A 14,430-nucleotide genomic window follows, 5' to 3' on the forward strand; every position below is an offset into this window, starting at 1 on the left:
TATTCGCGTTGATGCTTCGCGAAAGTTGCGCGCTCGCGCAGGGTTGTTGCGGGCGTGGAAAACGAATGCGCTGACGGGGTCAAAGAGCCGGACGCGGTGTAGCCGGATCGGGTGCGTGTAGGAAAATGATATTCCGTCCCGTCACTCCTGCGCGGGCAGGAGCGCGTTACGTTCTTGCGAGGCGCATGGCGGCGGCGGCGACGAAGGGGCTGCCCGCCAGCAGGAGGAGGCTGACCGCGCCGAGCAGTTTGAACGCTCCTACCCCGCCGTCGATCGCGCCGGCGCCGAAGATGAGGAGCGGCACGGCGAGCGGGAGCATGACGAGGCCGGCGACCGCTCCTGCCCCGCGCAACCCTGCCGTCAGTGCCGCGGTGGCGACGCCCAGTGCGGCGAGGCCGGGGGTGCCGATCAGCAGGCCGATCTCGACGCGCACGAGGATGTTTCCGGGCAGATTGAGCAAGCCCGCCGCAATGACGCTCGCGACCATCAGCGCGGGCGCGAAACCGAGCCAGTGGCCGACGATCTTCGCGGCGGCCACGCTCGCCTCGGCAATGCCGCGCACCGCGAACTGATCGATCATGCCGTTTTCGAGGTCGGGCGCTATCAGCCGCTCGACCGGCAGGAGCGCGGCGAGCAGCGCCGCCGTCCACACCACGCCACCGCCGACGCGCGCGAGCAGCTTCGCATCGGGGCCGATGGCAAAGGGAAACAGGATCGCGACGAGCAGGAAGAAGGCGAGCGGCATCACCAGCCCGCCGCTGCTCCATGCGCGCCGAAGCTCGCGCGCGACAAGGGCAGTGAACCTCATCTTGCCGCCCCAAGCACGATCGGCTTCGCTTCGGGCAGGGCAATCGGCAGATGCGTGGCGAGCAGCACCGCCCCGCCCTGTTCACGGTGGCGCGCAATGACGCTTTCGAGAACCGCCACCGAGGTGGTATCAAGACCGTTGCCGGGTTCATCGAGCAGCCACAGCGCCGCGCCGCCCGCGATCACGCGCGCCAGCGCGACGCGGCGGCGCTGTCCGGTCGAGAGCAGGCGAACGGGCACGGCCGAGAGGTGATCGAGGCCGACGATTTCGAGCGCTTCGGCAACGCGGTCGCCCGCAACCCCGTCGATCCGTGCCCAGAAACCGAGCGCCCGCGCAATGGTCAGTTCGGGATCGAGCGCGGGCGCCTCTGCCGCCATCAATGCGCGCCGTGCGCTTGCTGCGACATTTCCCGCCGTGGGTGGAAGCAGCCCGGCGGCGATGCGGATCAGGCTCGACTTGCCCGCGCCGTTGGGCCCGGTCGCGAGCGCCGCCTCGCCGGGGGCGAGGTCGAGGACGAGCCCTTCGAACAGAGTCCGGCCGCCGCGCACGCAATCGACGCCGCGCAGGTGAAGCAGCGCGTCCGTCACCCGGCGGCGTCTTCGAGCGCGTGCATATCGTCGTCCGACAGCCCGAAATGATGGCCGACCTCGTGCACCACGACATGCGTGATGAGCTTTTCGAAATCGACGCGCGTCTGCTGCCATTCGGCGATCAGCGGCTGGCGATAAAGGTGAATCTCGTCGGGATTGGGCGCGACGTCGAACGAGGATTTTTCGCCGATCGGCAGTCCGCGATACAGGCCGGTAAGCTGATAGGGATCGGTCATGCCGAAATGGGCGAGCGTTTCGTCGTCGGCAAATTCCTCCACCACCATCACGATGTCGCTGAGATAGCGCGCAAACGGCGCCGGAATACGGCGCAGCGCGTCCCAGGCCAGCCGCTCTATCGCGGCGGCGTCGGGCCCATTCAGCAAAGGTGCTTGCTCGCGCATCGGCGAATGCATAGGCCGGGCGGGCAGGATGCAGCAAGGAGGCGATGCAAGTGGAAGCTCTTAGCCAGGCCGAACGCGAAGACGCGCTCGACGGCCTTCCCGACTGGGATTACGAGGACGGCCGCGACGCGATCACGCGCACCTTCACCTTCGACGATTTCAACCAGGCGTTCGGATTCATGACGCAGGTCGCGCTGCTCGCCGAGAAGGCGAACCACCATCCCGAATGGTCGAACGTCTATAACCGCGTCGAGATATTGCTGACGACGCACGACGCCGGCGGCCTGTCGTCGCGCGATGTCGAGATGGCGCAGGCGATCGACGCGCTGGTGGAGTAAGGGGTTCGGCGGCGCGTGCAGTGCGGGCGTCGTTCCATGGACCCCGGATCAAGTCCGGCATGACGCCTATCACACCCCGTCACCCCGGATGACGGTCACAAGCCCCGGCGCATTTGTTTGCGGATCGAGCCGGGCATCCAGCGGGCGGCGAATTTCAGGCGGCGGGCGGTCTTGCCTACAACGGTGTGCACGGCGTCGCCATGCACCGCTTCCCACGCCTTGTCCGCGACCTCTTCCAGCGGGGTGAATTCGAGACCTGCCGCCTTCACGCGCTCGCGGACATTTTCGTTCGATCCGGTGACGGTCTGGTCGAGCAGCGGCGTGTCGATGAAGCTGGGCATCAGCGAGCGGACCTTGATTCCGGCCTCGCGCCATTCGCCGTCGAGCGCTTCGGTCAGCCCGCGCACCGCGAATTTGGTCGCCGAGTAGATCGCCGCGCCGCTGGTGCCATAGAGTCCCGCCGCCGAGGAGGTGTTGAGCAGGCACGAACCCGGCGTCTTCTCGAGATACTGATAGCCGATCCGCGCACCGAGCACGACGCCGGTGAAGTTGATCGCGATGATCCGTTCGATATCGTCGATCCCGGTTTCGCAAAGCGGACCGCCGAGCGCGATGCCGGCATTGTTGAACAGCACGTCGAGGCGCCCGCCGCTCGCTTCGACGAACGCCGCGAGTTCTTCTTCCCACGCGGCGACGTCGCGCACGTCCATGACATGCGCGGTGGCACAGCCTTCGGGAAGCAGCGCCTTCGTTTCCTCGATCGCCTTGGCATGGACATCGGCGAGACCGACGCGCCACCCCTGATCGGCGAAGCGCTGCGCCACCGCGCGCCCGATCCCCGAACCGCCGCCGGTGATGAAAATCGCCTTTGTATCGGTCATGTCGCCCCCTCTCCCTGTTCGCATTCTTTGACGTGGGGGCGATCATCCCCCATGAAAGGTTGCAATGCCAGACCAATCGCGACCCGCCGGGCCATCCGTCACGCTGACATCGCTGACCAAGCGTTATCCGGGCGGCACCGTTGCCGTCGACAACATCTCGCTGGAAATCGCCGGCGGGCAGTTCGTCGCGCTGGTCGGCGCGTCGGGATCGGGAAAATCGACGCTGCTGAAGATGATAAACCGGCTGATCGCGCCAACCGAGGGCAGCATTTCGATCGGCAACGAAACCGTCGATGCGCTGCCCGATTATCAGCTTCGGCGACGGATCGGATACGTATTCCAGAATATCGGGCTGTTTCCGCACCTGACGGTCGGCGAGAATGTCGCGATCGGGATGCGGCTGCGCGGCGAGAAGCAGAATGACGAGCGTATCGCCGAACTGCTCGACCTGGTCGATCTGCCGCGCGACGTCGCCAAGCGCCAGCCGAGCGCGCTGTCGGGCGGCCAGCGGCAGCGCGTCGGCTTCGCCCGCGCGCTCGCGACCGAACCAAAGCTGATGTTGATGGACGAACCGTTCGGTGCGCTCGATCCAGTGACTCGCGACGCGCTGGTCAAGGAATATCGCGCGTTGCACGAGCGGCTGGGGCTGACCACGATCATGGTCACGCACGACATGGCCGAGGCGCTGCTGCTCGCCGACCGGGTGCTGGTGATGAAAAGCGGAAACATCATGGCCGATGCGACGCCGCACGGGATGCTGACCGGCGAAGGCGGAGAGGCCGCCGACGAGCTGGTCGCCGTGCCGCGCGAACAGGCGCACCGGATGGCAGAGATCGAGGAACGGGCATGAACGAGGCATTTGCCCGCGTGCCCGACCTGTTGGCGCAGCATGTGCTGCTGTCCGCCGCGGCGTTGCTGCTGGGCCTGGCGATCAGCCTGCCGCTGGCGGTGTGGTCGGCGCGCAACGAGCATGTGGCGCGGGTGACGCTGGGCTTTGCGAGCCTGGTGCAGACGATCCCGGCGCTGGCGCTGCTGGCGCTGTTCTATCCGATCCTGCTGTTCTTTTCGCGAGCGATCGGCGGCGGGATTCCGGCGCTGGGGTTCCTGCCCTCGCTGCTCGCGCTGACGCTTTATGCGCTGCTGCCGATCCTGAGGAACGCGGTGACGGGGCTCATCAACCTCGACCGCGCGGTGCTGGAGGCCGCGGACGGCGTCGGCATGACCGCGCGGCAGAAGCTGTGGATGGTGGAGGCGCCGCTGGTCGCGCCGGTGCTGATGGCGGGCATCCGCACCGCAGCGGTGTGGACGATCGGCGCGGCGACGCTGTCGACGACGGTCGGCCAGCCGAGCCTGGGCGACCTGATCTTCACCGGGTTGCAGACACAGAACTGGACGCTGGTGGTCGCCGGCTGCATCGCTTCGGCGGGGCTGGCGTTGATCGTCGATGCGCTGCTGGGGCTGGTCGAGCGCGGCATTCGCGACCGCAAGCGCGTGCAGGTCTATGCCAGCCTGGTGGCGCTCGCCGTCGGCATCGCGGTCGCGCTGCTGCCGGTGCTGCCGTCGGGCGGCAAGCGCGTGGTGATCGGCGCGAAGACCTTTTCCGAATCGTTCGTCCTCGCGCATGTCATCGGCGACCGGCTGGAGGCCGCGGGCTATCACGTCACCTATCGCGAGGGACTGGGCTCGGCGGTCGTGTTCGGCGCGGTCAAGAGCGGCGATATCGACGTTTATGTCGATTATTCGGGCACGGTGTGGACCAATTACATGCACCGCACCGACGTTCCGTCGCGCCAGAAAATCATCGACGGCGTGACCAAATGGACGATGCAGAAGCACGGGGTTCGCACGCTCGGCGCGCTGGGGTTCGAAAACGCCTATGGCTTTGCCATGCGCGAGGACCGGGCGAAGCAGTTGGGCGTGAAATCGATCGCCGACCTGGTGCCGATTTCGAACCGGCTGTCGTTCGGAACCGACCTCGAATTCCTCGAACGGCCCGAATGGAAGGCGGTGCAAAAGGCCTATCCGCTGCACTTCCGGAGCGCGCAGCCCTATAGCCCGACCTTCATGTACCGCGCGGTGGCGAGCGGGAAGGCCGATGTCATCACCGCCTTCACCTCCGACGGGCGGGTCGCGGCGCAGCATCTGCGCATCCTGAGCGACCCGCGCAATGCGATCCCCGGCTATGACGCGATCCTGCTGCTCGCCCCCGACCGCGCCAATGACAAGAAGTTCATCGCCGCGCTGAAGCCGATGATCGGCGCGATCCCGGTCGATGTGATGCGCAAGGCGAATTACATGGTCGACCGCGAGGCCAACAAGAAAAGCCCGGCGACCGCAGCGCGCTGGCTGGAAAAGCAGACCGGGCTGACGCCGACGCCGCGATAGCGGTCCGACAGCAAGAGGCGCGCCCGGCGGGGGGATGCCGGACGCGCCTGCAAGGACCAGCGGGTCGGGAGGGGTCAGGAACCCGCCTGGCCCTTGGCGATGTCCGTGACCGCGCCCTTACCCTTGGCGGACACGAGGACATTGCCCGATCCCGAGAAATTGGCGGCGGGCAACGTCGCGACGCGCTTGCCGACCTGCATCTCAACCGAGCGGACCGCGCCGCTGGCGGTGCTCTTTACATTGCGCACGGTGCCGATCGCACGACCCTTGGCGTCGGTGACGGTCATTCCCGGCTTCACCGCGACCGCGCCGGCACTGTTCGCCGCGGCCGAACCTGCGAGCGCGAGCCCGTTTGCCATGCCCGTCGCCGAGGCCGAGCCGTTGGCGGCGGCGCTGCCGGTCGCGCTGCGGACTCCGTTGGCGGTGCGGGCCGCCGTGGAGCGCGCACGGTCGGCGACATTACCGGCGGCGTTGCGCACACCGCCGACGGTGTTCTTCACCGCATCGGTGCCGACCAGGCCGGCATCGGCGCTGCCCGAGGCCGAACCCGACGCGCTTGCCGTGCCCGAGCCGTTCGCCGAGGTGCCGAGCGCGCTGGTCGCGCTGTCGACGGTGCTGCTGACGCCGCCACTCGCCGAGCCGTCGGCATGGGCGTGGCCGCTGCGGGTATCGACCTGCGGGTTGACGCGGGCCTGCTTATTGATGCGGTTCATCGTCTGCGTGGTCGACTGGACCGACTGGGTGAGCCCGCCGGTCATGCCGCCGACCGTTCCGCCCAGCGAGCCGCCGACGCCGGCACCGCCGCCAAGCAGCTGCGCCGATGCGGGGGTAGCGATGAAGGCGACCGTGGCGGCCGCGCTTGCGAACAGAAGTTTCTTCATGACACGTCTCCTTTTCGAACTGCGTCACGCGTCCACCAGGGGCGCGTTCAATCCGACAACGAGAGCGGGTGGAAATTTAATCCGAAAAAATTTCGCCGATCATCCGGTGGTGCGGCAATCGCCGCACAAAAGGCCGCGTCCGAACACCTTGTCGGGACCGTGGCGGCCAAGATCGACGGCTTCGTGGTCGAGCGTCCTCAGGCTCCGCGACAGGCTGCGATCGTCGGGCGCGGCATAGGCGCGGGCAAGCGTCGCAGCGACCAGCGGGGCGGCGAATGAGGTGCCGCGCACCGGCACCGCCCTGCCCCGCCCGTTGGCGGCAAGCATATCGGCGCCCGGCGCGGCATAGTCGAGATGGCGCGCCCTGCCCGCCTCTATCAATGCTCGGTCCTTGCCATCGACCGCGGTAACCGCGACGACGCCGTCATAGGACGCCGGATAGGCGGGCGGCGCGGCGGGGCCGTCATTGCCGACGGCCGCGACGACGACCGTGCCGCGCGTGCGCGCCGCTTTCACGACGCGCGCGAGCAGCGGATTTTCCGGGCCGACAAGACTGACCGAAACCACCGGAACCTGCTCTGCAACCATCCAGCCGAGCGCCTTGGCAATCGCGGTGGCGTTGCCGCCCGCCGGATCGCTGCCATAGACATCGGCGACATAGAGCTGCGCGGCGGGCGATGCCCTGCGAATGCCCGACCCGCCGGCGATCAGCGAGGCGACCGCCGTACCGTGATCGCTGATGCGCGGCGCGCCGGTCGCAAAGCCCTTTTGCACCATGCGCGCACCGACGGCGGCAGCGTTCGCGCCGCCGTCGATGATGCCGATTCGACGCAGCATCGGCGATGTCGCGCGCGACGGCGCCGACGTTGCCGGTCGCGGTTCAAGCGGCGCCGGTGACAGCGCGCCGCTTTCGAAATGGAGCGGATCGGTCGAAACGTCATGGCCGCGCGCGATATGCTTCATGCTTTCGAGCGCGTCGTCGAGGGAGTGGCCCGGCGGCACCCGGAACCGGGCGAAACCGATGTCGACACCCGCTATCCGCGCGCGCTCGATCAGCGCAAAGCCTGCTTGCCGCGCGGCATCGACGATCGCATCGTCGGGATCGTCCACCACGACCTCTCCCGCGCGGACGGGATTGCCATGGCGATCGAGCGCGATCGCGTCGGGATGCGCCTGCGCAAGTGCGGCGAGCCGATCGACGCGGTCGCGCACGAGCCGCCGGGCGGTACGGCGCACCTCGCGAAGGTCGGTCAGTCCCGAAACGTCGCGGCGAACCTCTGGCACGATCCGCCCGACCGTATCGCCGACCCCACCGGGCAGCGGCAGCGACGGAACGAGCTGGGCGGCCGCCATTGTCGGGACGAGGAGCGCGAGGGCGGGGGCGATGATCCAACGCAACTTCACGTTTCCAACCTAACATTTACGCGCGGCCCGCGATAGCAAGCGGCCTGACGGTCGTCATCCCCGCGAGGGCGGGGATCGAGATCCGAGAACGCCGGCGTCTCAATTCGCAACGGGCGTGCATATGGATTTCCGCCTTCGCGGGAATGACGGTTATAGCTTTTGAAAAAATCTGTCATGGCTGGGGATGAAACGGACGGGCACGCTCGTTTCATCCATGAAGCCCCGGGGAGGTCGCAAAGCCAAGTGGCGTTCGAAGACGAGATGCTCGCCCTGCTGCCGCGATTGCGGCGGTTCGCCCAGGCGCTGGCCCGCAATGCGGCCGACGCCGACGACCTCTGCCAATCGGCGATCGAGCGCGCGATCAAGGCGCGCGGCCAGTGGCAACCGGGGACGAGATTGGATAGCTGGATGTACCGGATCATGCGCAACCTCTGGATCGACACCGCAAGGGCACGGACCCGCGCCAACGAAACCTTCGTCGCCGAAGAAGCGGGCGCACAGGTTGGCGACCGTGGCGACCGGGGAATCGAGGCCGCGGTGCAGCTCGATGAGGTCGGGCGCGCGATGAACACGCTTCCCGACGAACAGCGCGAAGCCGTCGCGCTCGTGCTGGTCGAGGGGTTCGCCTATAAGGAGGCGGCCGAAATCCTCGACATTCCGATGGGAACGCTGACCTCGCGGCTGGTGCGCGGGCGGCAGACGCTGATGGAAAAGCTGGGAGAAGCCGCATGATCGCGCCCGAAACGCTGATGGCCTATGTCGACGGCGAATTGCCGCCGCTGGAAGCGAAGCGCGTCGAACGCGCCATCGCCGCCGATCCCGCGCTGGCCGAGCAGGTGCAGCGCGAACGACGACTGCGCGAACAACTGAATGCGCGGTTCGACACCGTCGCCGCCGAACCGGTTCCAGATGCCCTCGCCGACATGGTACGCGGCGCCGATACGGTCGTCAGCCTGGACGAACGGCGCGAGCGGCGACGGCCGTTCGGCGGCCACTGGTACAGAAACGCAGCCGCCATCGCCGCGACGCTGGCCCTTGGCGTGATTGCCGGACACACGCTGCGCATCGGCGGCGGCAGCGCGGGCGGCTTTGCGATGCATGACGGCAGGTTGATCGCCAGCGGACAGGTCGCGCACGCGCTCGACACGCAACTGGCGTCGAGCCAGCCGCATGACGCCACGACGCGGATGCTGGTCAGCTTTCGCGCCAAGGACGGCAGCTATTGCCGCGTCTTCGAAATGGCGCGGCAGGGCGGCATCGCCTGCAACGACAAGGGCGACTGGCAGGTCCGCCAGCTGCGCGGCGTGGCAGGCGAAAGTGCTGCCGATTATCGCCAGGCAGGATCGAGTGCGGGCGCGCTGATGGCCGATGCGCAGGACATGATGGCGGGCGCACCGCTTGACGCCGCGCAGGAAAAGGCGGCGGCGGACCGGAACTGGCGAGCGCGCTGAATTCGGGAGCGCTCTCGCTCGCTGCTCCCCGGACACCTTCTCCGCACCGACCCGCGTCAGCCACGAGCGCGGAAGCGTGAGGGCGCTCGAACCGGGCGGCTCACCCGTCCATCTGCACCGCCTGCGCCGCCCCCGGCTGACAGCGACCGAATGATGTGCCAGAGAGAAATTTAGTTACATCGGAAACGAATCGGCGGCTCGACCGTCCATCCGTATGAGAGGAGAGTTTCATGCGCACCATCGATCATGTCATTTCCGGCTATTCGGGTGGCGGCGGCGCGCGTAGCCACGACGTCTTCGACCCCAATACCGGGCAGGTCCAGGCGAAGGTCGGGCTTGGCGGCCAGGCCGAACTCGACGCCGCCGTAAAGGCCGCGCAGAAGGTCCAGCCCGAATGGGCGGCGACCAATCCGCAGCGCCGCGCCCGCGTCATGTTCAAGTTCAAGGAACTGGTCGAGGCGAACAAGGACGAGCTGGCGCGGCTGCTGTCGTCCGAACACGGCAAGGTGATCGACGACGCGCATGGCGACGTGCAGCGCGGCCTTGAGGTCATCGAATATGCGTGCGGCATTCCGCAGGTGCTGAAGGGCGAATATACGCAAGGCGCAGGCCCCGGCATCGACGTCTATTCGATGCGCCAGCCGCTCGGCATCGGCGCCGGCATCACGCCGTTCAACTTCCCCGCGATGATCCCGATGTGGATGTTCGGCATGGCGATCGCGTGCGGCAATGCCTTCATCCTGAAACCCTCCGAGCGCGACCCGAGCGTGCCGGTACGGCTCGCCGAGCTGTTCGTCGAGGCGGGCGCGCCCGAAGGGCTGCTCCAGGTCGTCCACGGCGACAAGGAAATGGTCGACGCGATCCTCGACCATGAAGCGATTTCGGCGGTCAGCTTCGTCGGATCGTCGGACATCGCGCATTATGTCTACAAGCGCGGCGTCGCCGCCGGAAAGCGCGTGCAGGCGATGGGCGGCGCGAAGAACCACGGCATCATCATGCCCGACGCCGATCTCGACCAGGCGGTCAACGACCTGATCGGTGCGGCGTACGGCTCGGCCGGCGAGCGCTGCATGGCGCTGCCGGTCGTAGTGCCGGTGGGTGAGGACACCGCCGAGCGGCTGCGCGAAAAGCTGATCCCCGCGATCGATAGCTTGCGTGTCGGCGTGTCGACCGACAAGGACGCGCAATATGGCCCGATGGTCACCGCCGAGCAGAAGGGCCGTGTTGAGAACTGGATCCAGAAGGGCGTCGACGAAGGCGCCGAGCTGGTCGTCGACGGCCGCGGATTCAAGCTGCAGGGGCATGAGGACGGCTTCTTCGTCGGGCCGAGCCTGTTCGACCATGTCACGACCGACATGGAAAGCTACAAGGAAGAGATTTTCGGCCCCGTGCTGCAGATCGTCCGCGCGAAGGATTTCGAGGAGGCGGTGCGCCTGCCGAGCGATCACCAATATGGCAACGGCGTCGCGATCTTCACGCGTAACGGCCATGCCGCGCGCGAATTCGCGCAGCGGGTGAATGTCGGCATGGTCGGCGTCAACGTGCCGATCCCGGTGCCGGTCAGCTATCACAGCTTCGGCGGGTGGAAGCGCTCGGCATTCGGCGACACCAACCAGTATGGCACCGAGGGGCTGAAATTCTGGACCAAGGTGAAGACGGTGACGCAGCGCTGGCCCGACGGCAGCGCGACCGGCGAGAACGCGTTCGTCATCCCGACGATGGGGTGATGGGCGCATTCGACGTCAGCTATGACACCAGGCGTTGCCGCTTGCGTATCGTCGTGAAAGGATATCTTTCCCCTGACGAGGTGCGCGCATTGGCTTCGCAACTGAACCGGAACATCGAAAAGGCGGGCAGCGACTTCGACGGCATTGTCGAGTCGCTCGAGTTTCCGGTTCAGGTCAATGAGGTGGCCGATCTGCTGGGTGTTTTGGGACGCGGCGTGATGACGCGGACGTCGGGCCGGGCGGCCATCGTGGTTGCCAGCATGCTCAACAAGATGCAGGTCGATCGCACTCTTGCCCATCCTAGGCTGCGCGTTTTCATGACCGTGGCCGAAGCCGAGCAATGGCTCGATACGCCAACAACGGAAGCAACATGACCGACCAATTCGACCTTACCGATGATCAGCGCGCGATCCAGGAGATGGCGCGCAAGTTCACCGCCGACCGGATCACGCCCAATGCCGGCGAGTGGGACGAGAAGCACATCTTTCCGCGCGACGTGATCAGGGAAGCGGCCGAGCTCGGCTTCGCCTCGATCTACGTCTCGGAGGAATCGGGCGGGATCAATCTCGGGCGGCTCGAGGCGGCGCTGATCATGGAGGCGATGGCCTATGGCTGTCCGTCGACCAGCGCGTTCATCTCGATCCACAACATGGCGTCGTGGATGATCGACCGGTTCGGTTCGGACGCGGTGAAGGCGAAATATCTGCCGAGCCTCGTCACGATGGACCGGATGGCATCCTACTGCCTGACCGAGCCCAGTTCGGGCTCCGACGCCGCAGCGCTCAAGTCGAAGGCGGTGAAGGACGGCGACCACTACGTCCTCAACGGCACCAAGCAGTTCATCTCCGGCGGCGGCGAGAACGAAGTCTATGTCGTGATGGTCCGTACCGGCGAGGACGGGCCGAAGGGCATCACCTGCATGGTGGTCGAAAAGGACATGGACGGGGTCAGCTTTGGCGCCCAGGAGAAGAAGCTCGGCTGGCACAGCCAACCGACCGCGCAGGTCATCTTCGAGGATGTCCGCGTGCCGGTCGAGAATGTCGTCGGCGGCGAGGGCGAAGGCTTTCGCATCGCGATGATGGGGCTCGACGGCGGGCGGCTCAACATCGGCGCCTGCTCGCTGGGCGGGGCGCAGCGCTGCCTCGACGAGGCGGTGGCCTATACGAAGGACCGGCAGCAGTTCGGGCGGCCGATCGCCGACTTCCAGAATACTCAGTTCATGCTCGCCGACATGGCGACCGACCTCGAGGCGGCGCGCGCGCTGCTCTATGTCGCGGCGGCCAAGGTGACCGCGAACGCGCCCGACAAGACGCGCTTTGCCGCGATGGCGAAACGGCTCGCCACCGACACCGGATCGAAGGTGGTCAACGACGCGCTGCAGCTGCATGGCGGGTACGGCTATCTGCAGGATTATCCGATCGAGCGCTTCTGGCGCGACCTGCGCGTGCACTCGATTCTGGAGGGCACCAACCAGGTCATGCGGATGATCGTCGGCCGCGACATGCTGCGGCAGTGAATTCGGATTCTCTCCAACAGGAGAGGACGTGAAGGAGAATTATGACCGACGACGTACTGATTTCGATCGACGGCAAGGCCGGGCGCATCCGGCTCAACCGGCCCAGGGCGATCCATGCGCTCAATACCGAAATGTGCGTGGCGATGGCAAAGGCGCTCGATGCCTGGCGCGGCGACACCAGCATCGAGGCGGTGCTGATCGACCATGCCCCCTCGCCGGACGGCGACCCCAAAAAGTCGCGCGGTTTCTGCGCCGGCGGCGACATCCGCATGGTGCAGGAATCGGGCAAGGAAGACGGCAAGGCGGCGCGCGAATTCTTCCGCGAGGAATACCGGATGAACCACCGGCTGTTCACCTATGTGAAGCCGGTCGTCGCATTCATGGACGGCATCACGATGGGCGGCGGCGTCGGCATTTCGCTGCCGGCGAAGTACCGCATCGCGACCGAAAACACGAAATTCGCGATGCCCGAAACCGGGATCGGCCTGTTCCCCGATGTCGGCGGCGGCTGGTATCTGTCGCGGCTGCCCGGGCGGATGGGCCAGTATCTCGCGCTGACCGGCGCGCGGATCGATGGGGCCGAATGCCTTGCGCTGGGGCTGGCGACGCATTTCCTGCCCTCCGAGGCGCTCGACGAAGCGAAGCGGCGGATCGCGGACGATCCGCAGGCGATCGAGACGATCCTGGGCGAGTTGTCGGTCGCGGCTCCCGAGGCGAAGATCATGGCGCACGCCAAGGAAATCGACCGGCTGTTCGCGTCGGACCGGCTCGAGGAAATCTTCACCGCGCTCGAGGAAGAGGGCAGCGAGTGGGGCAACCAGCAGCTCGAGGTGATGCGCACCAAGTCGCCGCAGACGATGAAGGTGTCGCTGAGGCTGCTCTACGACGGCGCGCGCACCGCGACGTTCGAGGACGAGATGCGGCAGGAATTCGCGGTGGCGAGCCGGGTGTGCCAGCGTCACGATTTCATCGAGGGCGTGCGGGCGGTGATCGTCGACAAGGACAACGACCCGAAATGGAACCCGGCGACCCCCGAGGGCGTGACCGAGCATCTGATCGACCAGATCTTCGCACCGCTGCCCGACGAAGAGGCGTGGACGCCGGCGTGACCGTGCCGATCGTGCGAGCGAACGGCGTTTGTTGAACCAGAGACAGGCTCCTGCCTTCGCAGGAGCGACGGAGAGAAAGATCGTGGCCGAATACGAAACCATCCTCGTCGAAAAGCGCGGGCGCGTGACGCTGGTCACGCTCAACCGGCCCAAGGCGCTCAACGCGCTCAACAGCCAGATACTCGCCGACCTGCTCGCCGCGATGGCCGATTTCGACGCCGATGACAGCCAGGGCTGCGCTGTGCTGACGGGCAGCGAAAAGGCGTTCGCCGCCGGCGCCGACATCAAGGAGATGCAGGGCCAGGGCTTTGCCGAGATGTACGCGTCGAACTTCTTCGCCGGCTGGGAAGATTTCACGCGGACGCGCAAACCCGTGATCGCGGCGGTCGCGGGCTATGCGCTGGGCGGCGGCTGCGAGGTCGCGATGATGTGCGACTTCATCCTCGCCGCCGACACCGCCAAGTTCGGCCAGCCCGAGATCAAGCTGGGCGTGTCGCCGGGCATGGGCGGATCGCAGCGGCTGACGCGCGCGGTCGGCAAGGCCAAGGCGATGGAAATGTGCCTGACCGGCCGGATGATGGACGCCGAAGAGGCCGAGCGCGCGGGGCTGGTCAGCCGCATCATCCCCGCCACCGATCTGGTCGAGGAAGCGGTCAAGGTCGCGACCGCGATCGCCGAGATGCCGCCGCTCGCGGTCAAGGCGAACAAGGAGATGGTAAACGCGGCATATGAAACCACGCTCCAGCAGGGCGTGCAGTTCGAACGGCGGCTGTTTCACGGGCTGTTCGGCACCGAAGACCAGAGCGAGGGCATGGCCGCGTTCGTCGAGAAGCGTCCGGGGAAATGGACGGGTAAGTGACACACTCCCCCTCCCGCCTGCGGGAGGGGCTAGGGGAGGGAATGATCAAGGGGTCTCCCCTCCCCCGCCCCCTCCCATAT

Annotated in this window: 15 protein-coding genes and 1 pseudogene; 10 read left to right on the forward strand and 6 right to left on the reverse strand. The window is 66.7% G+C overall.

Features of this window, described 5'->3' with window-relative positions:
- Positions 1 to 166: 166 nt before the first annotated feature.
- From J7S20_RS08315 to J7S20_RS08325, 3 genes are read right to left on the reverse strand one after another with little or no spacing between them, the layout of a single operon-like run.
- Positions 167 to 808 carry a heme exporter protein CcmB gene (locus tag J7S20_RS08315; protein WP_284053776.1) on the reverse strand — a complete coding sequence of 214 codons (642 nt, stop codon included), beginning with the start codon at positions 806 to 808 and terminating at the stop codon, positions 167 to 169.
- Positions 805 to 1,395 (reverse strand): heme ABC exporter ATP-binding protein CcmA, encoded by a 591-nt coding sequence (gene ccmA / locus J7S20_RS08320; protein WP_284053777.1) that lies wholly within the window; start codon positions 1,393 to 1,395, stop codon positions 805 to 807. Before ccmA ends, J7S20_RS08315 begins: the two co-directional genes overlap by 4 nt.
- Entirely contained in the window at positions 1,392 to 1,799 is a 408-nt protein-coding gene (locus J7S20_RS08325; RefSeq protein ID WP_284053778.1) for a metallopeptidase family protein, read from the reverse strand. Before J7S20_RS08325 ends, ccmA begins: the two co-directional genes overlap by 4 nt.
- A gap of 41 nt (positions 1,800 to 1,840) precedes the next feature.
- On the opposite strand from J7S20_RS08325, the pseudogene J7S20_RS08330 reads away from it, so the two are divergent.
- Positions 1,841 to 2,137 (forward strand): annotated as a pseudogene (locus tag J7S20_RS08330) (4a-hydroxytetrahydrobiopterin dehydratase); the annotation flags it as partial.
- Positions 2,138 to 2,232: 95 nt separating this feature from the next.
- Here the strand turns inward: J7S20_RS08330 and J7S20_RS08335 are convergent.
- Positions 2,233 to 3,018, reverse strand: a complete 786-nt coding sequence (locus tag J7S20_RS08335) for an SDR family oxidoreductase (RefSeq protein ID WP_284053779.1) — start codon at positions 3,016 to 3,018, stop codon at positions 2,233 to 2,235.
- A 64-nt stretch (positions 3,019 to 3,082) separates the two neighbouring features.
- Here J7S20_RS08335 and J7S20_RS08340 point away from each other — a divergent pair, with 64 nt between their 5' ends.
- Complete coding sequence (locus J7S20_RS08340) at positions 3,083 to 3,868, forward strand: ATP-binding cassette domain-containing protein (RefSeq protein ID WP_284053780.1); 786 nt, start codon at positions 3,083 to 3,085, stop codon at positions 3,866 to 3,868.
- The gene (locus J7S20_RS08345; RefSeq protein WP_284053781.1) at positions 3,865 to 5,403 is read left to right on the forward strand and encodes an ABC transporter permease/substrate-binding protein; all 1,539 of its coding nucleotides are present in this window, start codon (positions 3,865 to 3,867) and stop codon (positions 5,401 to 5,403) included. The genes J7S20_RS08340 and J7S20_RS08345 overlap by 4 nt, the downstream gene beginning before the upstream one ends.
- Before the next feature lie 74 nt (positions 5,404 to 5,477).
- Here the strand turns inward: J7S20_RS08345 and J7S20_RS08350 are convergent, their stop codons facing one another.
- Entirely contained in the window at positions 5,478 to 6,284 is an 807-nt protein-coding gene (locus J7S20_RS08350) for a hypothetical protein (RefSeq protein WP_284053782.1), read from the reverse strand.
- Positions 6,285 to 6,383: 99 nt separating this feature from the next.
- Positions 6,384 to 7,688, reverse strand: coding sequence for a S8 family serine peptidase (locus J7S20_RS08355; protein ID WP_284053783.1), 1,305 nt, complete (start codon positions 7,686 to 7,688; stop codon positions 6,384 to 6,386).
- Positions 7,689 to 7,949: 261 nt separating this feature from the next.
- Between J7S20_RS08355 and J7S20_RS08360 the strand changes: the two genes are divergently transcribed.
- The 7 genes from J7S20_RS08360 to J7S20_RS08390 all read left to right on the forward strand — a co-directional run bounded on the left by J7S20_RS08360 (position 7,950) and on the right by J7S20_RS08390 (position 14,350).
- Positions 7,950 to 8,420: an RNA polymerase sigma factor gene (locus J7S20_RS08360; RefSeq protein WP_430980928.1), complete on the forward strand. Its 471-nt coding sequence runs from the start codon at positions 7,950 to 7,952 to the stop codon at positions 8,418 to 8,420.
- Complete coding sequence (locus J7S20_RS08365) at positions 8,417 to 9,139, forward strand: anti-sigma factor family protein (protein ID WP_284053785.1); 723 nt, start codon at positions 8,417 to 8,419, stop codon at positions 9,137 to 9,139. The genes J7S20_RS08360 and J7S20_RS08365 overlap by 4 nt, the downstream gene beginning before the upstream one ends.
- Before the next feature lie 230 nt (positions 9,140 to 9,369).
- Positions 9,370 to 10,866: a CoA-acylating methylmalonate-semialdehyde dehydrogenase gene (locus tag J7S20_RS08370; RefSeq protein WP_284053786.1), complete on the forward strand. Its 1,497-nt coding sequence runs from the start codon at positions 9,370 to 9,372 to the stop codon at positions 10,864 to 10,866.
- Entirely contained in the window at positions 10,866 to 11,240 is a 375-nt protein-coding gene (locus J7S20_RS08375) for a hypothetical protein (RefSeq protein ID WP_284053787.1), read from the forward strand. Before J7S20_RS08370 ends, J7S20_RS08375 begins: the two co-directional genes overlap by 1 nt.
- Positions 11,237 to 12,382, forward strand: coding sequence for an acyl-CoA dehydrogenase family protein (locus tag J7S20_RS08380; protein WP_284053788.1), 1,146 nt, complete (start codon positions 11,237 to 11,239; stop codon positions 12,380 to 12,382). Before J7S20_RS08375 ends, J7S20_RS08380 begins: the two co-directional genes overlap by 4 nt.
- A 41-nt stretch (positions 12,383 to 12,423) precedes the next feature.
- Positions 12,424 to 13,491 carry an enoyl-CoA hydratase/isomerase family protein gene (locus J7S20_RS08385; protein WP_284053789.1) on the forward strand — a complete coding sequence of 356 codons (1,068 nt, stop codon included), beginning with the start codon at positions 12,424 to 12,426 and terminating at the stop codon, positions 13,489 to 13,491.
- Positions 13,492 to 13,573: 82 nt separating this feature from the next.
- Positions 13,574 to 14,350 (forward strand): enoyl-CoA hydratase, encoded by a 777-nt coding sequence (locus J7S20_RS08390; protein WP_284053790.1) that lies wholly within the window; start codon positions 13,574 to 13,576, stop codon positions 14,348 to 14,350.
- Positions 14,351 to 14,430: the final 80 nt, after the last annotated feature.

This window comes from Stakelama marina (assembly GCF_018122655.1).
Taxonomy (GTDB): Bacteria; Pseudomonadota; Alphaproteobacteria; order Sphingomonadales; family Sphingomonadaceae; genus Sphingomonas; species Sphingomonas marina.